Annotated in this window: 25 protein-coding genes; 5 read left to right on the forward strand and 20 right to left on the reverse strand. The window is 64.6% G+C overall.

The annotated features are described in order from the left end of the window. Nucleotides 1-319: 319 nt before the first annotated feature. From L630_RS0113840 to L630_RS0113930, 19 genes are all read right to left on the reverse strand, one after another. Entirely contained in the window at nt 320-586 is a 267-nt protein-coding gene (locus tag L630_RS0113840) for a hypothetical protein (protein ID WP_024848844.1), read from the reverse strand. Between the two features lie 24 nt (nt 587-610). Then, on the reverse strand, nt 611-1,375 hold the full coding sequence (locus L630_RS21480) for a DJ-1/PfpI family protein (RefSeq protein WP_348602168.1): 765 nt from the start codon (nt 1,373-1,375) through the stop codon (nt 611-613). Between the two features lie 542 nt (nt 1,376-1,917). After that, nucleotides 1,918-2,550, reverse strand: a complete 633-nt coding sequence (ureG, locus tag L630_RS0113850) for an urease accessory protein UreG (protein WP_024848845.1) — start codon at nt 2,548-2,550, stop codon at nt 1,918-1,920. Further along, nucleotides 2,547-3,239: an urease accessory protein UreF gene (locus tag L630_RS0113855; RefSeq protein ID WP_144708688.1), complete on the reverse strand. Its 693-nt coding sequence runs from the start codon at nt 3,237-3,239 to the stop codon at nt 2,547-2,549. Before L630_RS0113855 ends, ureG begins: the two co-directional genes overlap by 4 nt. Next, nucleotides 3,202-3,744 carry an urease accessory protein UreE gene (locus L630_RS22495; RefSeq protein ID WP_084466027.1) on the reverse strand — a complete coding sequence of 181 codons (543 nt, stop codon included), beginning with the start codon at nt 3,742-3,744 and terminating at the stop codon, nt 3,202-3,204. Before L630_RS22495 ends, L630_RS0113855 begins: the two co-directional genes overlap by 38 nt. A 10-nt stretch (nt 3,745-3,754) precedes the next feature. Then, nucleotides 3,755-5,467 carry an urease subunit alpha gene (ureC, locus tag L630_RS0113865; protein ID WP_024848848.1) on the reverse strand — a complete coding sequence of 571 codons (1,713 nt, stop codon included), beginning with the start codon at nt 5,465-5,467 and terminating at the stop codon, nt 3,755-3,757. Beyond that, nucleotides 5,467-5,772 carry an urease subunit beta gene (locus L630_RS0113870; RefSeq protein ID WP_024848849.1) on the reverse strand — a complete coding sequence of 102 codons (306 nt, stop codon included), beginning with the start codon at nt 5,770-5,772 and terminating at the stop codon, nt 5,467-5,469. Before L630_RS0113870 ends, ureC begins: the two co-directional genes overlap by 1 nt. Nucleotides 5,773-5,774: 2 nt before the next feature. Then, nucleotides 5,775-6,362: a HupE/UreJ family protein gene (locus L630_RS0113875; RefSeq protein WP_024848850.1), complete on the reverse strand. Its 588-nt coding sequence runs from the start codon at nt 6,360-6,362 to the stop codon at nt 5,775-5,777. Nucleotides 6,363-6,389: 27 nt separating this feature from the next. After that, nucleotides 6,390-6,692: an urease subunit gamma gene (locus L630_RS0113880; protein WP_024848851.1), complete on the reverse strand. Its 303-nt coding sequence runs from the start codon at nt 6,690-6,692 to the stop codon at nt 6,390-6,392. Nucleotides 6,693-6,699: 7 nt separating this feature from the next. Then, nucleotides 6,700-7,566, reverse strand: a complete 867-nt coding sequence (locus tag L630_RS0113885; RefSeq protein WP_084466029.1) for an urease accessory protein UreD — start codon at nt 7,564-7,566, stop codon at nt 6,700-6,702. Nucleotides 7,567-7,851: 285 nt separating this feature from the next. Continuing rightward, entirely contained in the window at nt 7,852-8,649 is a 798-nt protein-coding gene (gene iolB / locus L630_RS0113890; RefSeq protein WP_024848853.1) for a 5-deoxy-glucuronate isomerase, read from the reverse strand. Continuing rightward, the gene (locus L630_RS0113895; RefSeq protein WP_024848854.1) at nt 8,642-8,851 is read right to left on the reverse strand and encodes a hypothetical protein; all 210 of its coding nucleotides are present in this window, start codon (nt 8,849-8,851) and stop codon (nt 8,642-8,644) included. The genes iolB and L630_RS0113895 overlap by 8 nt, the downstream gene beginning before the upstream one ends. 15 nt (nt 8,852-8,866) lie before the next feature. After that, on the reverse strand, nt 8,867-9,766 hold the full coding sequence (iolE, locus tag L630_RS0113900) for a myo-inosose-2 dehydratase (RefSeq protein ID WP_024848855.1): 900 nt from the start codon (nt 9,764-9,766) through the stop codon (nt 8,867-8,869). 19 nt (nt 9,767-9,785) lie between these two features. Further along, the gene (iolD, locus tag L630_RS0113905; RefSeq protein WP_024848856.1) at nt 9,786-11,612 is read right to left on the reverse strand and encodes a 3D-(3,5/4)-trihydroxycyclohexane-1,2-dione acylhydrolase (decyclizing); all 1,827 of its coding nucleotides are present in this window, start codon (nt 11,610-11,612) and stop codon (nt 9,786-9,788) included. Continuing rightward, nucleotides 11,609-13,528 carry a 5-dehydro-2-deoxygluconokinase gene (gene iolC / locus L630_RS0113910; protein WP_024848857.1) on the reverse strand — a complete coding sequence of 640 codons (1,920 nt, stop codon included), beginning with the start codon at nt 13,526-13,528 and terminating at the stop codon, nt 11,609-11,611. Before iolC ends, iolD begins: the two co-directional genes overlap by 4 nt. Beyond that, on the reverse strand, nt 13,525-14,304 hold the full coding sequence (locus L630_RS0113915) for an ATP-binding cassette domain-containing protein (protein ID WP_024848858.1): 780 nt from the start codon (nt 14,302-14,304) through the stop codon (nt 13,525-13,527). Before L630_RS0113915 ends, iolC begins: the two co-directional genes overlap by 4 nt. Before the next feature lies 1 nt (nt 14,305). Beyond that, nucleotides 14,306-15,379 (reverse strand): ABC transporter permease, encoded by a 1,074-nt coding sequence (locus L630_RS0113920; protein ID WP_034330403.1) that lies wholly within the window; start codon nt 15,377-15,379, stop codon nt 14,306-14,308. 198 nt (nt 15,380-15,577) lie between these two features. Next, nucleotides 15,578-16,519, reverse strand: coding sequence for a sugar ABC transporter substrate-binding protein (locus L630_RS0113925; RefSeq protein ID WP_024848860.1), 942 nt, complete (start codon nt 16,517-16,519; stop codon nt 15,578-15,580). Between the two features lie 125 nt (nt 16,520-16,644). Continuing rightward, nucleotides 16,645-17,469 (reverse strand): MurR/RpiR family transcriptional regulator, encoded by an 825-nt coding sequence (locus L630_RS0113930; protein ID WP_024848861.1) that lies wholly within the window; start codon nt 17,467-17,469, stop codon nt 16,645-16,647. A gap of 119 nt (nt 17,470-17,588) precedes the next feature. Between L630_RS0113930 and iolG the strand changes: the two genes are divergently transcribed. From iolG to fghA, 5 genes are all read left to right on the forward strand, one after another. After that, nucleotides 17,589-18,593 carry an inositol 2-dehydrogenase gene (iolG, locus tag L630_RS0113935; protein WP_024848862.1) on the forward strand — a complete coding sequence of 335 codons (1,005 nt, stop codon included), beginning with the start codon at nt 17,589-17,591 and terminating at the stop codon, nt 18,591-18,593. Nucleotides 18,594-18,595: 2 nt separating this feature from the next. Beyond that, on the forward strand, nt 18,596-19,708 hold the full coding sequence (locus L630_RS0113940) for a Gfo/Idh/MocA family oxidoreductase (protein ID WP_024848863.1): 1,113 nt from the start codon (nt 18,596-18,598) through the stop codon (nt 19,706-19,708). 244 nt (nt 19,709-19,952) lie between these two features. Beyond that, on the forward strand, nt 19,953-21,080 hold the full coding sequence (locus tag L630_RS0113945) for an S-(hydroxymethyl)glutathione dehydrogenase/class III alcohol dehydrogenase (RefSeq protein WP_024848864.1): 1,128 nt from the start codon (nt 19,953-19,955) through the stop codon (nt 21,078-21,080). 8 nt (nt 21,081-21,088) lie between these two features. Further along, nucleotides 21,089-21,556 carry a YaiI/YqxD family protein gene (locus L630_RS0113950; protein ID WP_024848865.1) on the forward strand — a complete coding sequence of 156 codons (468 nt, stop codon included), beginning with the start codon at nt 21,089-21,091 and terminating at the stop codon, nt 21,554-21,556. A 7-nt stretch (nt 21,557-21,563) separates the two neighbouring features. Further along, nucleotides 21,564-22,400, forward strand: a complete 837-nt coding sequence (gene fghA, locus L630_RS0113955; RefSeq protein ID WP_024848866.1) for an S-formylglutathione hydrolase — start codon at nt 21,564-21,566, stop codon at nt 22,398-22,400. A gap of 63 nt (nt 22,401-22,463) precedes the next feature. Here the strand turns inward: fghA and L630_RS0113960 are convergent, their stop codons facing one another. Further along, a complete protein-coding gene (locus L630_RS0113960) occupies nt 22,464-23,975 on the reverse strand; it encodes a catalase (protein WP_024848867.1) in 1,512 nt (503 codons plus the stop codon). Nucleotides 23,976-24,158 lie beyond the last annotated feature (183 nt).

The following is a 24,158-nucleotide window of genomic DNA, read 5'->3' on the forward strand; positions in this document are numbered from 1 at the left end:
CTCGAAGAAGAGGCGGGCATGAGCCGCCATGATGTCCGCCCGGATGCGGGCCTGCCTCGCGGTCAGCGCGCCGAGGCTGACGCGGACGAGGGGAAGCTCGTGGCCGCAAAGGTCCTTCGGAACCCTAATCTGGAAGATGTAAACGGAACCTGATCGCACGAGGTAGCGTCCGGCCCCTGTGNCGCGCGGGCGTTTGGAGGATGCTTCCCGGGNCGCNGAACGCGTCCTCCCGAGCGATACTTCGGGCGATACATTCAGCGATACTTCTGACGATACATCCATGGCACAGACACCCTCATTTGGGTTCCCAGCCAGGAAATCATGTCGGGAAAACAGCGTCTTGCGCGTAATTGGCGAAGAGTGGGTTCGCCGTGGCGGAGAGGAGATCACTAACCGCCATCGTCTCGACCGCAACGCCGCTGCTGCTCGTGACCGTCCCACCGGTCGCTGAGATAAGCCTGATCTCGTAGACGGCCGGCTTGTTGCGCCGCGCGAGCGCCCGGTTCGCGCCATTGAAGACGGAAGCGGGTCCGGACACGTCGAGAAGCTCGAAGCCGGGATAGGTGACCAGGACGATCCTGTGCATGCCAACAACCTCGCCGTTCGCCCGTCAGTTAGTGCCCGCACCACGCGCGTCCATGTTCTCCTGTGCCTGGGGGTATTCGAGCTGCATGGCAACGACGTCGGTGGTGGGCTCGCCATAGCGCGCGGCAATGGCCGCAAGCGTTTCATCGAGCGCGATCGCAGGCGGACGGTTCGGGAACGTCGGCACGATGTGGTCGGCAGCGACCACCGCACCCGCCTGGTCCGGGATCAGACGAAGCCCGCTGAGGCTTTCGATCGGCTCAGACGACCCGGCGATGGTTGAAACGCTGGAGCGGTAGGTTCGCGACCATGCGTCGGCGATCAGAGCGAGGGAGACTTCATCGATACCCGGCTGGAGGCGAATGCCGAGCTCTTCGCTGCGCCAGAAGGCCAGCCGGTTTTCGAGTACTGTCGTGGCGAAGGGCCGCGTGATCCGGAACGCCGCGCTGGCGTGGCGTGTATCCCAGGTCGGCACGCCCAGATCTCGCGCGACCTCCTCCGCCTTGTGACGACCGGCAATCGCTTCGATCAGTGTCAGCATCATCGGCATGGACGCGCTGATGCCGGTGGTGGTGGTCACCTCGCCGTCGGTAACGATCCGCCGGTCCGGCACATATGTCGTCGTCGGGCTGAGCTCCAGCACGCGGTCGAGATAGTACCAGTGCGAGGTGGCGCGTTTTCCCTCGAGCAGCCCGGCCGCCGCCAGCACCTTGGCACCGGCGCAGACGGCGACGATGTTCGCACCCTTGTCCGCCTGGCTCCTGATCCATTCGAGTGCGGCGGGGGTCATCGTCACGACTCATCGCCGGGACGATGACGTAGTCGGCGCCTTCGGGATGTGCGACGTCGAATGCTGCAATCGTCGACTCGGGCTCGACCGTGAGGGCGGGGTAGAGCCTTACGGGACCGGGCTCCGTCGCCAGCATGACGACGTCGGCAACGTCCGCGCGGCGCAGGATGCCGGCCGGCATCATGTAGTCGGTCGTCTCGGTGGCGTCGTTGATGCCGATGATCGCGACGAGCGGCCGCTCACGTTTCGGTGGCTTCAGCGACGCGAGCATCGCGTCGGTTTCGGACTGCGGTACGTTCGGGGCGATAGCAGAAACCGGGCTGGGCAAGGTGAGCAGCCAGCCGCCGAAGCCGACCATTCCTAGAATGACCAGCCCGAGAATGCCCCACAGGAAGAAGGATCTGCGCATCGGAAGGACCTTCCGGAACAGGGTCGCGCACCCGGAAGGGTGGGCGCCGGCCTCATATTCCGGAAAGTCTAGGTCCAGTAACGGCTGGCAGAAACGTCAAAAGAAGGCGTTTTCCTGCCAACCCGACGGAGCGTCACTCGGCGGCGAGGCGCGGGCTGAGACCGCCGTTTTCCTCGAGGAAGGCCACGATTTCCTCGACGCCGATGCGGCGGCGAAGGTCGGTGAAGAGGAACGGTGCGCTACCACGCTGCTTCTCGGCATCCGCCCGCATCACGTCGAGGTTCGCGCCGACGTGCGGTGCAAGGTCCATCTTGTTGATGATGAGCAGGTCCGAGCGGGTGATGCCGGGGCCGCCCTTGCGCGGGATCTTTTCGCCGCCGGCAACGTCGATGACGTAGATGGTGATGTCGGCAAGGTCCGGAGAGAAAGTCGCGGCGAGGTTGTCGCCCCCAGACTCGATGAAGACAACGTCGATGTCAGGGAAGCGGCGGCGCATCTCGGCGACCGCCGCGAGGTTGATCGACGCGTCCTCGCGGATTGCCGTGTGCGGGCAGCCGCCGGTCTCAACGCCGATGATGCGGTCCTCCGGCAGCGCCTGCAGCCGGTTGAGGATCAGCGCGTCTTCCTTGGTGAAGATGTCGTTGGTGACGACGCCGACCGAGTAGCGGTCACGCATCGCCTTGCAGAGCATCTCGGTGAGCGTGGTCTTGCCGGCTCCCACCGGCCCGCCGATACCGACCCGCAGCGGCCCGTTCAGTGAACTCATGATCGGAATACCCTCGAATATTGAACTTCGTGCCGCATCGCCATGATGTCAGACATGAATGCGGAAGAACCAAGGTCATCTAGCGTCGACACGGCCGCCCGCGCCGCAGTCGCGCGAATGACAGGTTCAAGCGCTGCCATCGCCTTCACGCCGTCGCGTTGGCCGAGCGGCACGAGACGCACGGCGGCCTGGATGAGGTTGGAGGCAAAGGCGTGGAGGTAGGCGGCAAGCGCGTCTTCCAGCTCAATGCCATGCCGCGCGGCAGCCTGACCGACTGCCACCGGATAGGCAATGCGTTCGCTCTGGTCATCTTCGCCCGACCATGCGGAGATGGCAGTAGCAAAGGCTTCGCCCTGCAGCATCGTCTCCATGTGGCGCTCGCGCGCGCCCGCCAGTGCCTCGGCAAGTTCGGCGACTTCAGAGCAGTCGCCGGAAGTCAACACCTCGCGCCAGGACTCGGCCAGGAGCACGGCGTCGTTCCACGCCGAACCACGCTGAAGCAGCACTTCCAGCCATGCAATAAGCGATGCGCGGTCGCGTACCTTGCGCTCCTCGATCGCCCGCTCCAGCCCGTGGCTGTAGGCAAAGGCGCCAACCGGAAAGGCCGGCGAGAGCCAGGTCATCAACCGCAACAGCGCTGATGTCGGTGCCTCAGCCATGATGATGATGGTGGTGATGGCCGTGCCCATGATCGTGGCTGTGGCCGTGTTCGTGGTCATGATCGTGATGATGGTGATGACCATCATGCGCGTGACCATGCCCATGATAGGCGCCATGCACCGGCTGGAACGGAGCGACTGTCTCGCGCACCGTTGCCCCCAGGCCTTCCAGCATCGCGCGCAGCACGTGATCGCGGCGGATCAGGATGCGCAGGGGCTCGATCTCGATCTGCGCCTGGAAGTGGCGGTTGCCGAGGTGCCACGCAAGCTCGGCAAGATGCAGCACGTCGCGCGGCACCACCTCAAAGAGTTCTTCCTCCTCGGCGATGATCTCGACCTGACGGCCGTCTTCCAGGACGAGGCGGTCGCCATTGGCGAAGAGCACGGGCTCGGGCAGGTCGACGAGGACGTCCTCACCGCTATCCAGCGTGATGCGCTTGCGGCGCAGGTGCCGCCTGTCCTGCGCGAGGCGAATGGTGGCCGAGGAGGGCCGAAGGTCCTCCCCGCTGCGGATGTAGGATAGGACGCGAAGCATTTCTCTTGCCTCAGAATAGGAAGTAGCGCTGCGCCATCGGCAGCACGGTCGCCGGCTCGCAGGTCAGCAGCTCGCCGTCGGCACGCACCTCATAGGTCTCGGGATCGACCTCGATGTGCGGTGTCGCGTTGTTGAGGATCATCGATGCCTTCGAGATGCCGCCACGGGTGTTCTCGACCGCTAACATCTCCTTGGCGACGCCAAGCTTCTCGCGCAGGCCAAGGTCGATCGCCGCCTGGCTGGTGAAGGTGACGGACGAGGCTGCGGGCGCGCGGCCAAACCCGCCGAACATCTGCCGGTAGTGCACCGGCTGCGGTGTCGGGATCGAGGCGTTCGGGTCGCCCATCGGAGCTGCCGCAATCGTGCCGCCAACCAGCACCATGTCCGGCTTCACCCCGAAGAAGGCCGGGTTCCACAGCACGAGGTCGGCGCGCTTGCCGACTTCGACCGAGCCGATATGTACCGACATGCCGTGGGCGATCGCCGGGTTGATCGTGTACTTGGCGATGTAGCGGCGGACGCGGAAGTTGTCGTTGTCGCCGGTTTCCTCCGGCAGACGTCCGCGCTGGACCTTCATCTTGTGCGCGGTCTGCCATGTGCGGATCAGTACCTCGCCGACGCGGCCCATGGCCTGGCTATCGGAGGAAATGATCGAGAACGCCCCCATGTCGTGCAGGATGTCCTCGGCCGCGATCGTTTCCTTGCGGATGCGGCTTTCGGCGAACGCGATGTCCTCGGGGATCGACGGCGACAGGTGATGGCACACCATCAGCATGTCGAGGTGCTCGGCGATGGTGTTGTGCGTGTAGGGGCGGGTCGGGTTGGTCGAGGACGGGATGACATTCGGCAGACCGCAGACCTTGATGATGTCCGGCGCGTGGCCGCCGCCCGCGCCCTCGGTGTGGAAGGCGTGGATGGTGCGGCCCTTGAAGGCCGCAACGGTGTTTTCGACAAAGCCGCTCTCGTTCAGCGTGTCGGTGTGGATCATCACCTGGACGTCGTAGTCGTCCGCCACCGAGAGGCAGCAGTCGATTGCCGCGGGAGTGGTGCCCCAGTCCTCGTGGAGCTTCAGCGCACAGGCGCCGCCCTTGATCATCTCGATCAGCGCTTCGGGACGCGAGGCGTTGCCCTTGCCGGACAGGCCAATGTTCATCGGGAAGGCGTCGAACGACTGGATCATGCGGGCGATGTGCCACGGTCCCGGCGTGCAGGTCGTGGCCAAAGTGCCGTGAGCGGGGCCGGTGCCGCCGCCGAGCATCGTCGTGACGCCTGACATCAGCGCTTCCTCAATCTGCTGCGGGCAGATGAAGTGGATGTGCGCGTCCATCCCGCCAGCCGTGAGGATACGGCCTTCGCCTGCGATCGCCTCGGTGCCCGGGCCGATAATGATGTTGACGCCCGACTGGGTGTCCGGGTTGCCGGCCTTGCCTATGGCAACGATGCGGCCGTCCTTGAGCCCGACGTCGGCCTTGACGATGCCCCAGTGATCGACGATCAGCGCGTTGGTGATGACGGTGTCGACGGCGCCCTCGGCGCGCGACACCTGGCTCTGGCCCATGCCGTCGCGGATGACCTTGCCGCCGCCGAACCTCACTTCCTCGCCATAGGTCGTGAAGTCCTTCTCGACCTCGATGATGAGGTCGGTGTCGGCGAGGCGGATGCGGTCGCCGACCGTCGGGCCGTACATGTCGGCGTAGGCCGAACGGGAAATCGTTGCTGGCATCAGAGCTGTCCTGTCACTCGACCGTTGAAGCCAAAGATGCGGCGCGCGCCGCCGATCGGCACCAGCCGCACCGCGCGCGCTTGGCCCGGCTCGAACCGGATCGCAGTGCCCGCGACAATGTCGAGGCGCATGCCGCGTGCGGCTTCACGGTCGAAGTCGAGCGCCTCGTTGGTTTCGTAGAAGTGGTAGTGGGAGCCAACCTGCACCGGGCGGTCGCCGCGATTGGCGACGCGCAGCGTGATTGCCTCCTTGCCCTCGTTGAGGACGATCTCGCCCTCCGCCGGGATGATTTCGCCTGGGATCATCTTCACGCTCCGACTGCGAGCCATGCGCCGCCAAGGGCGGTCGCCGCACCGAGGAGGCGGGCAAGGAAGTTGCCGGACGAGGCGCGGCCAGCCTTGCCAAGCGCGATGCCAAGGCGGATGCCTGCTGCATGGAGAAGGACGGTCGAGGCAGCAAAGCCGAGGCCGAAGGTCAGCGCACCGGCGGCACCGAGCTCGGAACCATGTGCATGGCCGTGGAAGAAGGCGAAGAAGCCTACCATGGCAGCTGCCGCCGCAGCCGGGACACGCAGCGAAACCATCGCCATCAGGCCGAGGACGATGACGGAAGCCAGGATCACTGGCTCGACCATCGGCAGCGGCAGCGCCATCAACGAAGCGGCAAAGCCGGCGCCCATGCAGGCGACGAAGGCTGCCGGGACCGTCAGGATCGCGCGGCCGCCGAGCATGGAAGCCCACAGGCCGACGGCGACCATGGCAAGCACGTGGTCGGTGCCGAAGAACGGATGCGAGAAGCCTGCAGCGAAGGAGCCGTGCTCGACAGGGTCGAAGTGGGCGAGGGCAGGGGCGGAGGTCGCGGCGACTGCTCCGATGGTGAGTGCGATGCGCTTCATGGCTTATTCTTCCGGTTTCAATCTGCGTTAGCGAATAGGCTGATGGACCGTCACCAGCTTGACGCCATCGGGAAAGGTGGCCTCGACCTGGACGTCGTGGATCATCTCGGCGACGCCCTCCATCACCTGGTCGCGGGTGACGACGTGCGCGCCTTCCTCCATCAGTTCGGCGACGGAGCGGCCGTCGCGCGCACCCTCGACGACGAAGTCGGTGATGAGCGCGATTGCTTCCGGATGGTTGAGCTTGACGCCGCGCTCGAGCCTGCGCCGCGCGACGATGGCGGCCATTGCGATGAGGAGCTTGTCTTTTTCTCTTGGGGTCAGGTTCATGGAAAACTCAGATCTGCCAGACTTTGGGTAGGGCTCTTCCGCCCAGGAGAACCGCGAGCGCGGGAATGAGGGAGCGTCGCAACGTGAGGCTGTCAGGCGCGGCAAGACGGGCGACGAGCTTGCCGTCCCATGCGCTTGCACCGCCTGCGTCGCCGATCACGTCGCGCAGTGGGTCGAGAAGCTGGTCGGCGTCTTCGGTGACGAGCAGGACCGTGGCGATCGCGCGATTGCCGCCGAGCGCTGCCTGCTCTGCTGCCAGTGCGGCAATGTCACCGGAAAGACGCAGATCGTCGGCGAAGAGGAGCTTACCGTTCTGGCGAATGCGCCAGCGGTCGCGGAACAGGCCCGAAGTGACTGTCTCGCCCATGGCCTCGCGGCCCAGCACGAGCGCTTCGACGGCAAGAAGTTCTGTGCCTTCGGCAAGATCGGCCTCGAAGCGGCGCGAGAGCCGGCCGCCGTCGAACAGGATCGTTTCCTGCGGCAGCCAGTCGAATCGCGCGCCTTCAGCCAGCTCGACGCGTGTCAGGACCTCGGCGTCGCTGCCGGTCGAGCGGTAGATGCGCTCGCAGGCCTGCGTGGTCATGACGGCCTGCGCGCCCGCGTTCAGCGAAATTTTCGTGGTCAGGCTGTCGCCACCGGTAAGGCCGCCAGCCGTGTTGATCAGCACAGCCTCGGGGATGGCATCCAGCATGCGCGGCAGGCGGATCTTGGCGCAGCCTTCCTGGAACAGCCGGTCGAGGCACGAGATCTTGTCGCGGCGCTTGAAGGAGATGCGCGAATGCCCGCGCGCCCTCTGCATTTTTGGCAGAGCGGCGGCAACCGGGGATGACGGAAAATCCCCTTCAGGCTCGAGGCATGAGGCACCCGCGTACATTCGGCTCAGAAATCCCCGCGCGAATTCGTTGAAACTGCGATCGCCGGGCGCGCAACTGCAGCGCCGGCCTGAGGATGCTATTCAATGAACGTGCCAACCCGAGGACTCGGGGGAGAAGCGCCCGCAAATGAACGGATTGTGCCAGATCCGGCGGCGAAAGCGCGGGAGGCTGCTGATTAATGCTTAAGCAAATATTGCGCGACCTGCTCAATCCTTAGTCAGAAGCGAGCCAGCAACCGCCGCCGGCGCGGGCCCCGCTAGCGGTTGGCGCGAAAACGGGCAGGGTTAGGCGCTGCGGACGATCCAGTCGTGGTCCGGATGGTTCTTGAAGCGCCACTTGCGCAGCGGGCCGGCCATGACGTTCAGGTAGTACATGTCGTAGCCATAGGGCGCGCCGCAGGGATGGTGGCCCTTCGGCACCAGCACCACGTCGCCGTCCGACACCGCCATCGTCTCGTCGAGCGAGCCGTCCTCCGTGAAGACCCGCTGGAAGCCAAAACCCTGAGACGGGTTGAGGCGATGGTAGTAGGTCTCCTCGAGATAGGTCATGTTTGGGAAATCGTCCTCGTCGTGCCGGTGCGGCGGGTAGGACGACCAGTTGCCGGCCGGGGTGAAGACTTCCGTGACGAGGAGGCTGTCGGCGACATCCGTGTCCTCCATCGCGATCGGATGGATGTAGCGGGTGTTCGCGCCCTTGCCGCGTTCCTCGAAGCCGATGTCGGTGATGACGGTGGCCGGATGACCGCCCTTGCCGGGCGCGGAGCAGACGGCGAGCGTACATTCGGTCTCCGCAACGGCCTGCCACTGCGAGCCGTTTGGTACGTAGACGCAATGCGGCTTGAGGCGTTCGAACACGCTCATGCGCTCGCCAAGCAGGCCGAAATCCTGACCAGCAGCAGAAACCCGCGCCTTGCCCTCGACGAGGACGAGGATAACTTCGCGCTGGCCCGCGGCTTCCGCTGCGGTTTCGCCCGGCAGCAGCCGGTAGAGCCCGAAGCCGACATAGCTCCATCCCGCGCTTTCGGGCGTGATGTCGTGAACCTTGCCATGCGTGCCGCGCGGCTTGACCAGCAGATCAGCCATTCTGTCCGTCCTTCCCTTCAGGTGTTCTGTAGCTGATGAGCAGCGCCCAGGCGCAGTAGGAGCCGATCGCGCCGAAGACGAGCGCCCATACGCCCTCGCCATGCGAGAATTCGAACGCGGCCCAGGCGAAGGCGACGACGACGATTGCCACCCGCACCCAGAGGGGGCGGAAGAACGGGTGGTCGGTCTCGAGGATGCGCATGGGCCGTCCGTTCCGTCAGCCGCGGTCGAGGCCCGCCTCGCGCGCCATCTGCTTCAGCGCGTTGAGGCCCATCGACTGGTACTTGACCGGATCGCGCACGTCCGGGTCCTGCTCGGCCTCGATCACCAGCCAGCCGGAATAGCCATGCTCGGCCGCGATCTTGAGAACCGGCCCGAAGTTCACCGCGCCTTCCGGATCGCCGGGCACGGTGAAGACGCCGCGACGCACACCCTCAAGGAAGCTCAGACGTTCCTCGCGCACCTGCCGCATCACGTCGGCGCGCACGTTCTTGGCATGGATGTGCGAGACGCGGCTCATGTGACGCTTTGCGAGGGCTTCCGGGTCGCCGCCGCCGAAATAGGCATGGCCGGTATCGAGCAGCAGCTGCGTCGCCGGGCCGGTCAGCTCCATCAGCCGGTCGATCTCGTCCTCGGCCTCGATAATCGTGCCCATGTGGTGGTGGTAGACGAGCGTAACGCCCTGGTCGGCGCAGTACTGTGCGATCTCCTCAAGAGCCGCCGCGAATTTCGGCCACTGCTCCTCGGTCAGCTTCGGCCGGTCATTGACCGGAACCGCGTCGTTGCCGTGGATGGCGTTGGAGCATTCGCAGACGATGCAGACCGGGCAGCCCATCGCCTTGAGAAGGTCGAGATGCGGCTGGATCGCGCGCTTCTCTTCCTCAACCGAACGCGTCAGCAGGTTGAGCGAATACCAGCCCGAGACGAAGCGTAGGCCATGCGGCTCCAGCGCCGCCTTTAGCCCCGCCGGCTCGGTCGGGAACTTGTGGCCCTTCTCGATACCGTCGAAGCCGATTTCGGCAGCCTGCGCCAGGCAGGTTTCGAGGGAGATGTGCTGGCCGAGCGTCTGGTCGTCATCGTTGGACCACGCGATGGGATTGGTGCCGTAGAGGATCATGACTGCCTTCGTGATCGGGTTAGTTTGCTAGGCGGCGGACGAGCGCCGCTTCATAGTTTTTGCGGGCAGCGCGGACCTGCTCGCGGGCCGAGACTTCCGGCACCGCAACGTCCCACCAGTGGCCGCCTTCCTCTGTTGTCTTCATCGGGTCGGTGTCGATGACGATGACGTGGGTGCGCGGCGAGGTGCGCGCGCGGGCAAGTGCTGCTTCCAGCTCTGAGATCGACGCGGCCTTCTCGGCGATCGCACCCATGGAGGCTGCGTGCGCGACGAAGTCGATATCGCTCGGCACGACGTGGCGCGCGGTGTCGAGGAGGTTGTTGAAGCTCTCGCCACCGGTCGAGATCTGCAGCCGGTTGATGCAGCCGAAGCCGCGGTTGTCGAGCAGCACCACGATCAGCTTGTGGCCGAGCATGACGGAGGTCGCGAGCTCCGAGTTCATCATCATGTAGGAGCCGTCGCCGACCATCACCACGACCTCGCGGTCGGGATGCGCCATCTTGGCGCCGATCCCGCCGGCGATCTCGTATCCCATGGTCGAGAAGCCGTATTCGAGGTGATAGCCGTTGGGCCGTACGGGCCTCCAGAGCTTGTGCAGCTCGCCCGGCAGGCCGCCCGAGGCGCAAAGAACGATCGCGTTTTCGTCGACCGAGCGCTGTACCGCGCCGATGACATGCGCGTCGGAAGGGAGAACATTGTTGCCAGGATCTGCGGTCACTGCATTGACGGCGTCCAGCCATTTGTCGCGCAGCGATGCGTCAGGCGCCGGCGCTGCATGATCGCCGAGCATCGGCTCAAGCTCTTCCAGCACGGTGCGCGCGTCGCCAACGACGCTGATCGCGCCGTGCTTGAGCGCATCATAAGGCTCGATGTTGATGGCCAGGATCTTCTTGTCCGGGTTCTTGAACAGCGCCCACGACCCAGTGGTAAAATCCTGGAAGCGCGTGCCGATGCCGATCACCAGATCGGCATCGGCAGCAACGGCGTTGGCCGCGGAGGAACCGGTCACGCCGATAGAACCGAAGTTGAGGGGATGGTTCCAGGGCAGGGACGACTTGCCCGCCTGGGTCTCGGAAATGGGGATCTGGCGCTTCTCAGCAAATGCCTTCAATTCCGCCGTTGCCCCGGAATAGAGCACACCGCCACCGGCGATAATGATTGGCTTCTTCGCTTTCCGGATCAGCTCGGCCGCGCGGGCGAGCTCGGCGGCATCGGCGCGTGGGCGGCGCTGGCGCCAGACCTTTTCCTTGAAGAACGTTTCCGGCCAATCGTAGGCTTCCGCCTGCACGTCCTGGCAAAAGGAGAGGGTGACGGGGCCGCAGCGGGCGGGGTCCGAAAGGGTGAGCATTGCCCGGGGGAGGGCGGTGAGCAGATGCTCGGGGCGTGTGATGCGGTCGAAATAGCGGCTCACTGGCCGGAAGCAGTCATTGGCCGAGACGACGCCGTCATCAAAATCCTCGACCTGCTGCAACACCGGGTCCGGCGCGCGGTTGGCAAAGACGTCGCCCGGAATGAACAGAACCGGAAGGCGGTTGACGTGGGCAAGGGCAGCCGCTGTCACCATGTTCAGTGCGCCGGGGCCGATCGAGGTGGTCACGGCCATTGCCTGCCTGCGGTTCTTTGCCTTGGCAAAAGCAATTGCCGCGTGGGCCATGCCCTGCTCGTTGTGGGCGCGCCAGGTTGGGAAGGCATCGCCGGCCTGCTGCAGCGCCTCGCCGAGGCCGGCGACATTGCCGTGGCCGAAGATCGCCCAGCAGCCGGGGACCAGCGGATCGCCATCCTCGTTCTTCTGCGCGGCGAGGTAGCGAACCATCGCCTGCGCTGCCGTAAGCCTGATTGTCGTCATGCTGCCTCCCTTTCAGCCGCCGCCAATGCCGCATCCCAACGTGCGCAAAGATCAGCGTAAATGCTAGCCATCTCTTCCACCGCCGCGGCATCATCCATTTCGCCGGCGAGCCATTTCCGCGCCGCCGCGCCGAAGATCGAGCGCCCGACCGCAAAGCCCTTCACCAGCGGGAACCGCGCCGCCTGCCGGAACGATGCCTCGAGAGCGTCGACTTCCGCTTCCAGCCCGAGGACGACGATGCCGCGCGTATGCGGGTCGTTGCGTTCGATGGCCGCGCAGGCGTTGGCCCACGCCTGCTGCGAGGTCATGGGTTCGAGCTTCCACCAGTCGGGATAGACGCCGATGTCGTAGAAGCGCTGGATCACGCGGGCGGTGGTGTCGTCGTCGACGCGGCCGACCTTCGACGGGATGATCTCGAGCAGGAATTCGAGGTTGTTGCGCCGTGCCGCATCGGCAAGACGCAGCATCGTTTCCTCCTGCTCGCGCTTCAGCGCCTCGTCGTCGTCGGGATGGTAGAAGCACAGCACCTTGACGACGTGTTCCGCCGGCCATTCGGCGAGGTCCGAGCCGAGATCGGGACCGATCTCCAGCTGCAGCGGCCGCGAGCCGGGCACTTCGACCGGCCGGCCGATCCACAGGCCCTGGCCGGCCGCGCGGTAAAGCGCCTCGGGACCGAGACGGCCGTCGCAGAGCAGGCCGTAGCCGGAACGGCCACCGGACACCTTGAGTACCGCATCGAGGCAGAGCTCCTTGAAGGCGCTGATCCGCTCACGCGGAGCACCGGCTGCGTCGGCAAGGTCCTCCAGCTGCTTGCGATGATCGAAGGCAAAGACGCGCATCACCGGCCAGCTGCCCTTGCGGGTCGTCGACCAGTGCCGCTGTTCGAGTTCGCGGTCGAGGCGGAGCGCCGGATTCTTGATGCCGCGATTGAGGAAGAACTGCAGCTCGTCCCAGCTGGGGTAGGCGGGAGCACAGCCGTGGCGGGAGACGGCAAAGGCGCCGCAGGCATTAGCGTATTTCAGTGTCGTCGGCCATTCCTCGCCGTCGAGCCAGCCCTTGAGCAGGCCGGACATGAAGCCGTCGCCTGCCCCCAAGACGTTGAACACTTCGATCGGGAAACCCTGGCCGGAGAGGCCTTCGTCCAGCGTGTCCGGAATGTCACCGGTAAAGGCGGAGGCGCCCATCGGCCCGCGCTTGCAGACGAGAACGGCATTGCAAACCTTCCGCACCTCGCGCAGCGCAGCGATCGTGTCGGTGGTGCCGCCGGCGATGTGGAATTCTTCCTCCGTGCCGACAATGAGGTCAAACAGATGCAGCGTCGACTGTAGCTTTGCCGTCACCTTCTCCGACGCGATGAAGCGGTTCTCGCCGTCGCCATGACCCGACAGGCCCCAGAGGTTCGGCCGGTAATCGATGTCGAGCGCGGTCCGCGCGCCGCTTTCGCGGGCCAGCTTCAGCGCCTTGAGGACGGCCGCTTCCGTGCGCGGATGCGACAGGTGGGTGCCGGTGGCGACCACCGCGCGCGCTTCGGCAATGAAGGCAGGGTCGATGTCGTCCTCGCATAGGGCCATGTCGGCGCAGTTCTCGCGGTAGAAGATCAGCGGGAACTGCTTGCGGTCGCGGATGCCGAGCAGCACCAGCGCCGTCAGCCGCTCCGGGTCGGTGATGATGCCGCGCGTGTCGACGCCCTCGGATGCCAGCTGCTCGCGGATGAACCGGCCCATGTGTTCGTCACCGACCCGGGTGATCAGCGCGGATTTCAGGCCGAGGCGCGCGGTGCCAACCGCCATGTTGGTCGGCGAGCCGCCGACATATTTGTTGAAGGAACGCATGTCCTCCAGCCGGCCGCCGACCTGTGCGCCGTAGAGGTCGACCGACGAGCGGCCGATGGTGATTACGTCAAGCTTCTTCATCAGACGGTTCCGCCCAGCGATCCTTCGAGCGCTGCCAGTTCCTGGCCGCCAGCCATCATGTCCTGCAGTTCCTCCGCCTTGATTTCCCCGCGCTTTGCGGTGCCGAGCGTACGGCCACGATTGAGCACGGTGAAGCGGTCGCCCACCGCCATCGCGTGGCGGACGTTATGAGTGATGAAGACGATGCCGATGCCGTTCTTGCGCACTTTGTCGATGGTGGCGAGCACATTGGCAGTCTGGCGCACGCCGAGCGCCGAGGTGGGCTCGTCAAGGATCAGCACCTTGGCGCCGAAATAGACGGCGCGGGCGATCGCCACTGTCTGGCGCTCGCCGCCGGACAGCGTGCCGACGGCCTGGTCGGGCGAGCGCAGGCGGATACCCATCTTCGCCATCTCCTCCATGGTGATGGCATTGGCGCGCTCGAAGTCGAACAGCTTGATTGGCCCGAACTTTCTGATCGGCTCGCGGCCCATCCAGAAATTTCGCGCCACCGACATCAGCGGGATCATGGCGAGGTCCTGGTAAACGGTAGCGACACCCGCCGCCATCGCATCGCGCGGGCTTGAGAAGGCGACTTCCTGCCCGTCGATGAGGATCCTGCCGCGTGTCGGCTTGTGCACGCCCGACATGGTTTTGATGAAGGTCGACTTGCCGGCGCCGTTGTCGCCGAGCAGACAGTGGCATTCGCCGGGCAGAACGGAGACCGAGACACCCGCCAGTGCGATAACCGGCCCAAAGTGCTTTTCGATGTCGATAAGTTCGATCAGAGGCTTGGTCATGTCACCGTTCTCCCGTGATCATGCGCCGGATGTAGGTGTTGAGAATGACCGCCATCAGCAGAATGACGCCGAGGAAGACGCGGAACAGCGAACTTTCGACCCCAGCGAAGAACAGGCCCTGCTGCACGACGCCGAAGATCAGCGCGCCGAGCGCCGCCCCGATCACCGAGCCGTAGCCGCCGGTCAGCAGCGCGCCGCCGATGACGACAGAGATGATCGCCTCGAACTCCTTGAGCAGGCCACGATCCGCCGCCGCCGAGCCGAACTCCATCACCTGGCAGGTCGCGAAGACGGTGGCGCAGAAGGCGGAGAACATGAACATCAGGATCTTCACCCTGTTCACGGGCACGCCGACATAGCGCGCCGCCTGTGCGTCGCCGCCGGAAGCGAAGATCCAGTTGCCGAAGCGGGTGCGGGTGAGGAGGACATGCGCAAAGGCGATCAGTGCCAGCGCCCAGATGATCAGCATCGGGATGCCGTCGATAACCGGCTGCCCCGCCTTGGGACCGGCGACGAACTTGCCGATGAGGCCGATGTCGGCGAGCCAGACGAAGAGGAAGCCGAGAATCTTGCCGCCGAACAGCCAGGCAAGCGGATCGCCCTGGGCAACCTCCGCGACCCCGCCGATGATCGTCTGGCGGGTGGTGGCGATGGCGCCGTAAATCGTCAGGCCTCGCAGCACGTAGAGGAAGGCGAGCGTGACGATGAAGGACGGCAGGCCGGTCTTTATGACGAGGTAGCCGTTGAGCGCGCCGACCGCGAGCGCGATGGCAAATGCGACGATGATGGCAAGCCAGACGGGATACCCCCACGTCACCGACATCAGGGCGATCACGATGCCCGCGAAGCCGATCATCGAGCCGACGGAGAGGTCGAATTCGCCGGCGATCATCAGCAGGCACGCGCCGACGGCGATGATGGCGAACTGGGCCGAAACCACGCCCCAGTTCAGGATGCCTTGCGGCGCGAACATGCCGGTACTGCGGGCGACGACCAGGAAGAAGGCGAAGACAATAATCGTGCCGCAGATGGCGCCGAGTTCCGGACGGATCAGGGCCTTGCGCCAGGCCGGCATCTCCTTGATGCGCTCGTCCTTGGCCAGCTCGACGACGCTCGCCGCGCCGTTCTGCTGAGGCTGAGGCTGGCTGTATGTCATCCGTGATCTCCAGAAATCCTGGCGTGCGCTCATCCTTGCGGGGTGCGCGTGCCTAGCTGGTTACGGGTTGTCGAGGGGAGAGGAGGGCTCGCGGCCAACCTCTCCCCTGTTGCTCGGTTACCGGTATTCGCCGGCGAATTTCTCGACGAGCTCGATGTTGTCCTTGGTCACGAAGCCCGGGCCCGAGTTGATCGAGTTGCCCGGCACCACGCCATAGCGGGCGAGGTTGGTCAGGATGACCACCGGGAGGTAGCCCTGGAGGAAGGGCTGCTGGTCGATCGCGAAGGCGATCACGTCGCTCTTGATGGCGTTTGCAATGTCAGGCGAGAGGTCGAACGTGCCGAAGTGGATGGTGCCCGCCTTGCCCGACTCGTTCAGCGCCGCGATCGTCGGCTCGGCCGAGGTCGGGCCAAGCGTCAGGATGCCGTTGGTGTCCGGATTGGTCTGCAGATACGCCATCACCTTCGACTTGATTTCCGCAGGGTCCTGGCCCGCGTCGATCATCTGGTTGCCGAGCTCGACGCCCAGCGCGTCGGCATACCCCTGGCAGCGCTCAACCGAGGCCGGGTTGGTGATGTAGTGGTTGACGCAGAGGAACTTAGTGACGCCGGCTGCCTTCGCCTTCTCGCCCGCGCCGAAGCCCGCAGCCTTTTCCGGCTGGCCGACATGCATCAGCGCGCCGATCTGCTTCGACTGCTCCTCGGTGCCGGAGTTGATGGTGATGACCGGAATGCCCTGCGCGACCGCATTGCTCAGCGGGCCGGAAAGGACGTCGAAGTCGGCGATGGTCGAGATGATGCCGTTGGGGCTGGAGGCCGTGGCCTGCTCGATGATGCGCGCCATGTCGGCGAGGTCGCCGGTCGGCGGATTGCGGTACTCCACCGTCACACCCATCTGCTGGCCCGCCACGTTGATCGCATTCTTGATGGTGTTCCACCAGCTGTCGCTGTCCGGCGCATGGCTGACGAGCACGAAGCGTTCGCCGTCAGCAGCGGCCGGCGCGGCAACGCCGGCGAAGATGGCGAGCGATGCCGCCAGTGTCAGAATGGTCTTCTTCATTTGGTCCTCCCTCTTGTTCTCCTAAGGTAGTTCCGCGCATCGCCCCTCCGGCGGTGTCCTCTCGCGGAAGCCCTCAACAGAATGTATATTCCATTTTTTTCTAAAAGCAACAGCGCTGTTCCAAATCAGACCAGCCGCCGCCGCGCTCCAACCGCCACCGAAAGGGTCATCGCCAGCGTCATCGTCGCCGCCAGCACGCGGAAATTGCCGACATCGATCTCGGAGACGAGCAGGTGTATCGCGTCGAGCGCGGCGAGGGGGCTGGTCGGCAGGTCGGTAATCGCAACGATGTCCAGCCCGCGCGCGGCCGCAGCCTCGGCTAGCGCCATCGTGTCTGCCGTATAGGGCGCGAAGGTAATGGCGATCAGCGCATCGCCATCTCCCAGCAGGTGGTGCTGGGTCAGGTTCCCGACGCCCGCATGCAGGATCGCCGGGATGCTCATTTTTTCAAAGGCATAGGCGAGGTAGCTTGCCACCGCGAAAGTGCGGCGCAGGCCAACGATGTGGATCGTGCGCGCGCCTGCCAGCACGGTGACGGCCTTGCGCAACTTGTCTTGGTCGATCGAGTGGGTGAGGTTTTCGATCGAGGCGCGGCCGGCCTCGGAAAATTCCGCGAGCAGGGCGGAAGGCGATTCGGCGCCGCCATTGCGTAAGCTCGAAAGCCGGGTCGAGTAGTCCGGCCACTTCTGCGAATATTCCTCGCGGTAGAGCTTCTGCATCTGCGAGTAGCCGGAGAAGCCCATTTCTTGGCAGAAGCGCATCATCGCCGAGGCCGGCACCTGCGCTCCGGCGGCAATGTCGGCTACGGTCGAAAATGCGATCTTGTCCGGGTTGCCCGCCACGTACTCCGCGCACTGCTTGAGCCGCTTGGGCAGGCTGCCGCCGACACGGCGCAGCCGTTCCTGAAAGTCGGCCAGGCTCTTGGGGGCGGCGATTTCCTCGGCAGGCATTGATGGTCCCTTGACATGATCTATTTTCCCTGATTTTGGAATATTCATTCCGTTTTCGCAAGCGGCGGTGATTGCCTGCTGTCGGTCATGCACAGACGGCGGAACTGAGGGAGGACAGCGTGAGCATCAGATTTGCACTTCTCGGCGCCGGCCGCATCGGGCGCGTCCATGCAGCCGCAATCGCGGCGGATCCCGACGCCGTCCTCGCTGCGGTTGCCGATCCGTTCAAGGAGGCGGCGGATGCCGTCATTGCTCGCTTCGGCGGCGACGCGCGTACCATCGACGAGATCGAGAAGGCGAACAACATCGACGCCGTCGTCATTTGTACGCCGACCGACACCCACGCCGACCTGATCGAGCGCTTTGCCCGTGCCGGCAAGGCGATCTTCTGTGAAAAGCCGGTTGATCTGTCGATTGCGCGCGTGCGCCAGTGCCTGAAGACTGTCGAGGAGACTGGCGCCACGCTGATGATCGGCTTCAACCGCCGCTTCGACCCGCATTTCCGCGCCGTCCGCAAGGCGATCGATGACGGCAGGATCGGCAATGTGGAGATGGTGCAGATCGTCTCGCGCGATCCCGGTCCGCCGCCGGCCAACTACATCACCTCGTCGGGCGGTATCTTCCGTGACATGACGATCCACGACTTCGATATGGCGCGCTTCCTGCTTGACGAGGAACCGGACACGGTGTTTGCAACCGCCTCCGTACTGGTCGATCCCGAGATCGGGCGCCTCGGCGACTTCGACAGTGCGTCCGTGACGCTGACGACGGCTTCGGGCAAGCACTGCACGATCTCCAACTCGCGCCGCGCGGTCTATGGCTATGACCAGCGTATCGAGGTGCATGGCTCGAAGGGCGCGGTGTCGGCAGAGAACCAGCGTCCCGTTTCGATAGAGCTTGCTACGGCCGATGGCTACACGCGCCCGCCGCTGCACGACTTCTTCATGACCCGATACACGGCTGCCTATGCGGCCGAAATTGCCGCCTTCATCGCAGCGGTGAAGGAAAAGAAGAAGCCGTCGCCGTCGGGTGCCGACGGGCTCGCTGCCCTGTTGCTAGCGGAAGCTGCGCTGAAGTCCATTGCCGAGAAGCGGGCAGTGCTGCTCTCGGAAGTCGGCAACTGACCATGGACAGCGTCGGCATCGGTCTCATCGGCACCGGCTTCATGGGCAAGTGCCATGCGCTCGCCTATGGCGCGGTTAAGGCGGTCTTCGGAGATGTTCCGACGCCGCGGCTCGAGCTTTTGTGCGAGATGCCGGCCGACAAGGCGAGGTCGATGGCACAGCAGTTCGGCTTTGCCCGCTCGACGGACGATTGGCGCGAGCTGATCAATGATCCGGCGGTCGACATCGTCTGCGTCACCACGCCCAACAAGCTGCACGCCGAGATCGCGATTGCCGCGCTGGAGGCGGGCAAGCACGTCCACTGCGAGAAGCCGATGGCGCTGACGCTTGCCGAGGCCGAGGCAATGGCGCGTGCAGCCGTGATCGCGAAGGGCAAGACGATCGTCGGCTACAACTACATTCGCAATCCCGCCTTCCAGCATGCGCGCAAGCTGATCGAGGAAGGCGCGATCGGCCGGGTGATCCACTTCCGCGGCTTCGTCGATGAAGACTACCAGGCGGACCCCGAGCTGCCGTGGACGTGGCGCGCGACCAAGGCCGAAGCTGGCCTTGGCGCGCTCGGCGATCTCGGCTGCCACATGATCAGCATGGCGGTCGAGCTGATGGGCCCGATCCGCAGCGTGATCGGCGACATTCGCACGGTGCATGCCACGCGCCCGTCGGCGGATGACGGCACCCACAAGCCCGTGGAGAACGAGGACATCGCGTCTGCGATCCTCGAATTCGAAAGCGGCGTGCAGGGGCTGTTCTCGACCTCGCGTTCGGCCTGGGGCCGCAAGAACTACATGGCGGTCGAGGTGCATGGCACGCAGGGCATGATCTGCTTCGACCAGGAGCGGATGAACGAGCTGCGGCTTTATCAGAACGCCGGGGACAAGTCGGTACAGGGTTATCGCACCATCATGACCGGGCCGGTGCATGAGCCGTATGGCAATTTTGTCCCGGCACCGGGCCACCAGATCGGCTTCAACGATCTCAAGACGATCGAGGCGGCGAGCTTCTTGCGCGCAATTGCGGGCGGGTCCGAGGCATATCCGTCGTTCCAGCAGGCGCTCGAGTTCGAGCGTGTTATCCACGCGATCGCGAACTCGAACGGCCAGCGCATCGTCCTCTGAGATGCTGGCGATGCCCCCTGCCGCTTTGGCAGAGCGGTTCCATAATACAGATTATCCGATAAACTTGCCTGATCTTCAGTGACTGGGAGGCGCGCCCTGTCGCCTCTTCCTTCCCCCTCCCGTCGGTTCTGACAACCAGAAATTGACAATATCCTTTTGAGCTATGGCCCCACCGCCCCCAAGCGAGTAGGCTACGCCTCCGCATTTTTTGTAGATTCGACCCGTTCGTACGAGGGAGCGAGAGATGAAGACACGCGCCGCTGTTGCCGTTGCCGCAGGCAAGCCGCTGGAGATCATGGAAGTTGACCTTGAAGGTCCGCGCGAGGGCGAGGTGCTGGTCGAAATCAAGGCGACGGGCATCTGCCATACCGACGACTTCACCCTGTCGGGCGCCGACCCCGAGGGCATCTTCCCGGCGATCCTCGGCCATGAAGGTGCGGGCGTCGTCGTTGACGTCGGCCCGGGCGTGACCTCGGTCAAGAAGGGCGACCACGTCATTCCGCTGTACACGCCGGAATGCCGCCAGTGCCCGTCCTGCCTCAGCCGCAAGACCAACCTGTGCACCGCAATCCGCGCCACGCAGGGTCAGGGCCTGATGCCCGACGGCACCAGCCGCTTCTCGATCGGCAAGGACAAGATCTTCCACTACATGGGCTGCTCGACCTTCTCGAACTTCACGGTCCTGCCCGAGATCGCGGTCGCGAAGGTCAATCCGGACGCGCCGTTCGACAAGATCTGCTACATCGGCTGCGGCGTGACGACCGGCATCGGTGCCGTCATCAATACGGCGAAGGTCGAGATCGGCGCAACGGCTGCCGTGTTCGGCCTCGGTGGCATCGGCCTCAACGTGATCCAGGGCCTCAAGCTTGCCGGTGCCGACATGATCATCGGCGTCGACATCAACAACTCGAAGAAGGAATGGGGCGAGCGCTTCGGCATGACCCATTTCGTCAACCCGACCGAGATCGACGGCGACGTCGTCCAGCACATCGTCAACATGACGAAGCGCGGCGCGGACCAGATCGGTGGCGCCGACTACACCTTCGACTGCACCGGCAATGTGAAGGTCATGCGTCAGGCGCTCGAATGCGCGCATCGCGGCTGGGGCCAGTCGATCATCATCGGCGTTGCGGGCGCTGGCCAGGAGATCTCGACCCGTCCGTTCCAGCTGGTCACTGGCCGCACCTGGAAGGGCACGGCGTTCGGTGGCGCGCGCGGCCGCACTGACGTGCCGAAGATCGTCGACTGGTACATGGAGGGCAAGATCCAGATCGACCCGATGATCACGCACCTCCTGAAACTCGAGGACATCAACAAGGGCTTCGAACTGATGCATTCGGGCGAGAGCATCCGCTCGGTGGTGGTCTACTGACCGGATCAATGCCCGCGATCTATGTCGATGCGGATGCGTGTCCGGTGAAGGACGAGGCGGCGAAGGTCGCCGCCCGTCATGAACTCGTGATCACTTTCGTGTCGAATGGCGGCCTGAAGCCGTCGCGCGATCCGCTGGTGCGGCATGTCGTGGTGCCCGCTGGCGCCGATGCTGCCGACGACTGGATCGTCGAGCACGCTGTGGCGAACGACATTGCCGTCACCGCCGACGTTCCGCTCGCCAAGCGCCTTGTCGAAAAGGGCGTGCATGTGCTGGGGCCGACGGGCCGCGCCTTCACACCCGAGACGATCGGCATGGCGGTCGCCATGCGGGATCTGAAGCAGCATCTTCGCGAAACCGGCGAGATCAAGGGCTTCAATCCGGGCTTTTCCGCCCGCGACCGCTCGGCATTCTTGTCCGCGTTGGACCAGGCTGTGCGCCGGGCGCTGCGCTCGGCACAGACAGACAACGATTGAGGTAGCCATGAAAACCGTTTCCACCGCGAAATCCTTCGGCGGCGTCCAGGGCGTCTATACGCATACCTCCGAGGTTTGCGCCTGCGACATGACCTTTGCGGTCTTCGTGCCGCCGCAGGCAAAGGACGGAAACAAGGTTCCGGTCCTCTGGTACCTGTCGGGCCTCACCTGCACCCATGCCAACGTGATGGATAAGGGCGAATACCGGCGCATGGCAGCCGAGCTCGGCCTGATCATCGTCTGCCCGGATACCAGCCCGCGCGGCGATGACGTTGCTGATGAGCCGGACAATTGGCAGTTCGGCAAGGGCGCAGGCTTCTACGTCGATGCCACGCAGGCTCCCTACTCCCGGCACTACCGGATGTATTCTTACGTCACGAAGGAACTGCCGGCACTGATCGCGAAGGAATTCCCGGCCGACATGAGCCGCCAGGGCATCTTCGGCCACTCGATGGGCGGCCATGGCGCGCTGACTATCGCGCTGAAGCATCCGGACCGCTTCAAGTCCTGCTCGGCTTTCGCGCCGATCGTCGAACCGTCGACGGCAGGCTGGTCGAAGCCGGCGCTGGAAAAATATCTCGGCACGGATCAGATCGCCTGGCGCGATTACGACACCGTGGCGCTCATCAAGGACGGTAAGCGCTTCCCGGAATTTTTGGTCGACCAGGGCACCGCCGACGGCTTCCTCAATGAAGGCCTGCGGCCGTGGCTCCTCGAAGATGCGGTGAAGGGAACGGACATCCGCCTCACCCTGCGCATGCAGGATGGCTATGACCACTCCTACTACTTCATCTCCACCTTCATGGACGATCATCTGCGCTGGCACGCCGAGCGGCTGGGCTAAAGGCAGGTTGCCGACCAAGAAAAAGGGCCGGGCAGCTGATGCGCCCGGCCGTTCTGTTTCAGGCTATTCGGCGGCCGACTTGCCGGCCTCGCCCATGCCTTCCGCGGGCTTCGGCGCGGATCCATGTCGCACCTTCTGCTCGATGCGGGAGCCGACGTCCGGATCGATGCTCTTCCAGTATTGGAACGCCCGGCTCAGCACCGGTTCGCGCACGCCACCGAGCAGGCTGCCAGCCACCGTGTCGACGAGCGCTGCCCGTTCCGCATCGTCCATGACCTCGCGCACAAGCGCTCCCGGCTGGCTGAAGTCATCGTCGTCCGCGCGCAGCGTATAGGCGTTGCGTACCAGCTCGCCGTCCGTCTCCCAGCCGTCTTCCATCCGCCCGGTCTGGTCGGCCCACGGGCGGCCATAGCTGTTGGTCGCGTAGACCGGCGCGCTGCCACTGTGGTGATAGGCCATCTGGCCGTCGAACATGTAGGTGTTCACCGGCACTTTCGGCTGGTTCACCGGCAGCTGGTGGAAGTTGGTGCCAATCCGGTTGCGCTGGGCGTCGTTGTAGGCAAAGGCGCGGCCGAGTAGCATCTTGTCCGGCGACAGGCCGATGCCGGGAACGGTGTTGCCCGGCGAGAAAGCAGCCTGCTCGATCTGAGCGAAGAAGTTCTCGGGATTGCGGTTGAGCCGCATGGTGCCAACCCGGATCAGCGGGTAGTCGCGGTGCGGCCAGACCTTGGTGAGGTCGAACGGATTGAAGCGGTAGGTCTTCGCGTCCTCGTACGGCATGACCTGCACCGAGAGCGTCCAGCTCGGATGCTCCCCGCGCTGGATCGCCTCGAAAAGGTCGCGGCGGTGATAGTCCGCGTCTTCGCCGGCCATCTGTGCGGCTTCCGCGTTCGAGAAGAACGCCATGCCCTGGTCGGTGTGGAAGTGATACTTGACGAAGAAGCGCTCACCCCGGGCATTGACCCACATGTAGGTGTGGGAGCCATAGCCGTTCATCTGCCGCCAGGTGCGTGGCAGGCCACGCACGCCCATGAGGTAGGTCACCTGGTGCGCGCTCTCGGGATTGTTGGTCCAGAAATCCCACTGCATGTTGTTGTCGCGGAGCCCTGAGTCCGGCAGCCGCTTCTGGCTACGGATGAAGTGCGGGAACTTCATCGGGTCGCGCACGAAGAAAATCGGCGTGTTGTTGCCGACGAGGTCGTAGTTGCCTTCGCTGGTGTAAAACTTCAGCGAGAAACCGCGCACGTCGCGCCAGGTGTCGGGGCTGCCCATCTCGCCCGCGACCGTTGAGAAGCGAGCGAGCATTTCGGTCTGAGCGCCCTTCTGAAACAGCGCCGCCTTGGTGAACTGCGACACGTCCTCGGTCGTCTCGAAGACGCCGAAGGCGCCTGAGCCCTTAGCGTGGGGCTGGCGCTCCGGCACTTTCTCGCGGTTGAAGTGGGCCATCTGCTCGAGGAAATGGACGTCGTGCAGGAGGATCGGGCCGTCGGGCCCGACCGTCAGCGAATTTCGATCGCTGCGCGCAGGCGCTCCGGTGCTCATGGTTGAGCCCGAAGCCTCAGTCTTCCAGGACATGGCTGGTTCCTTTCTCGTCCAATAGCAGCGGGTTAAGTCGTGGCGGACGGAGAAGTTCCGGGAAACGGCAGTACGAGCGGACCGAAACCTTGCGGTTTCCTGTGCATGACCTGATCGCTGCCGCAAATGGCACGGCGAAACGGTCTACGGTGCTTACCGAACCTTGCAGGGAATGAAACGGGC

Source organism: Aminobacter sp. J41, from assembly GCF_000526635.1.
GTDB lineage: Bacteria > Pseudomonadota > Alphaproteobacteria > Rhizobiales > Rhizobiaceae > Aerobium.

Coding starts and splice junctions, on each gene's coding strand:
- L630_RS0113960 (WP_024848867.1), bottom strand. CDS start 23,975: ATGTCCTGGAAGACTGAGGCTTCGGGCTCAACCATGAGCACCGGAGCG.
- iolB (WP_024848853.1), bottom strand. CDS start 8,649: ATGGCTGATCTGCTGGTCAAGCCGCGCGGCACGCATGGCAAGGTTCAC.
- L630_RS0113940 (WP_024848863.1), top strand. CDS start 18,596: ATGGACAGCGTCGGCATCGGTCTCATCGGCACCGGCTTCATGGGCAAG.
- L630_RS21480 (WP_348602168.1), bottom strand. CDS start 1,375: ATGACCCCCGCCGCACTCGAATGGATCAGGAGCCAGGCGGACAAGGGT.
- iolE (WP_024848855.1), bottom strand. CDS start 9,766: ATGATCCTCTACGGCACCAATCCCATCGCGTGGTCCAACGATGACGAC.
- fghA (WP_024848866.1), top strand. CDS start 21,564: ATGAAAACCGTTTCCACCGCGAAATCCTTCGGCGGCGTCCAGGGCGTC.
- L630_RS0113855 (WP_144708688.1), bottom strand. CDS start 3,239: ATGGGCACGGCCATCACCACCATCATCATCATGGCTGAGGCACCGACA.
- L630_RS0113870 (WP_024848849.1), bottom strand. CDS start 5,772: ATGATCCCAGGCGAAATCATCCCGGCGGAGGGCGAGATCGTCCTCAAC.
- L630_RS0113915 (WP_024848858.1), bottom strand. CDS start 14,304: ATGACCAAGCCTCTGATCGAACTTATCGACATCGAAAAGCACTTTGGG.
- L630_RS0113950 (WP_024848865.1), top strand. CDS start 21,089: ATGCCCGCGATCTATGTCGATGCGGATGCGTGTCCGGTGAAGGACGAG.
- L630_RS0113875 (WP_024848850.1), bottom strand. CDS start 6,362: ATGAAGCGCATCGCACTCACCATCGGAGCAGTCGCCGCGACCTCCGCC.
- L630_RS0113920 (WP_034330403.1), bottom strand. CDS start 15,379: ATGCCGGCCTGGCGCAAGGCCCTGATCCGTCCGGAACTCGGCGCCATC.
- ureC (WP_024848848.1), bottom strand. CDS start 5,467: ATGCCAGCAACGATTTCCCGTTCGGCCTACGCCGACATGTACGGCCCG.
- ureG (WP_024848845.1), bottom strand. CDS start 2,550: ATGAGTTCACTGAACGGGCCGCTGCGGGTCGGTATCGGCGGGCCGGTG.
- iolD (WP_024848856.1), bottom strand. CDS start 11,612: ATGACGACAATCAGGCTTACGGCAGCGCAGGCGATGGTTCGCTACCTC.
- L630_RS22495 (WP_084466027.1), bottom strand. CDS start 3,744: ATGCTTCGCGTCCTATCCTACATCCGCAGCGGGGAGGACCTTCGGCCC.
- L630_RS0113945 (WP_024848864.1), top strand. CDS start 19,953: ATGAAGACACGCGCCGCTGTTGCCGTTGCCGCAGGCAAGCCGCTGGAG.
- L630_RS0113925 (WP_024848860.1), bottom strand. CDS start 16,519: ATGAAGAAGACCATTCTGACACTGGCGGCATCGCTCGCCATCTTCGCC.
- L630_RS0113885 (WP_084466029.1), bottom strand. CDS start 7,566: ATGTACGCGGGTGCCTCATGCCTCGAGCCTGAAGGGGATTTTCCGTCA.
- L630_RS0113930 (WP_024848861.1), bottom strand. CDS start 17,469: ATGCCTGCCGAGGAAATCGCCGCCCCCAAGAGCCTGGCCGACTTTCAG.
- L630_RS0113895 (WP_024848854.1), bottom strand. CDS start 8,851: ATGCGCATCCTCGAGACCGACCACCCGTTCTTCCGCCCCCTCTGGGTG.
- L630_RS0113880 (WP_024848851.1), bottom strand. CDS start 6,692: ATGAACCTGACCCCAAGAGAAAAAGACAAGCTCCTCATCGCAATGGCC.
- L630_RS0113840 (WP_024848844.1), bottom strand. CDS start 586: ATGCACAGGATCGTCCTGGTCACCTATCCCGGCTTCGAGCTTCTCGAC.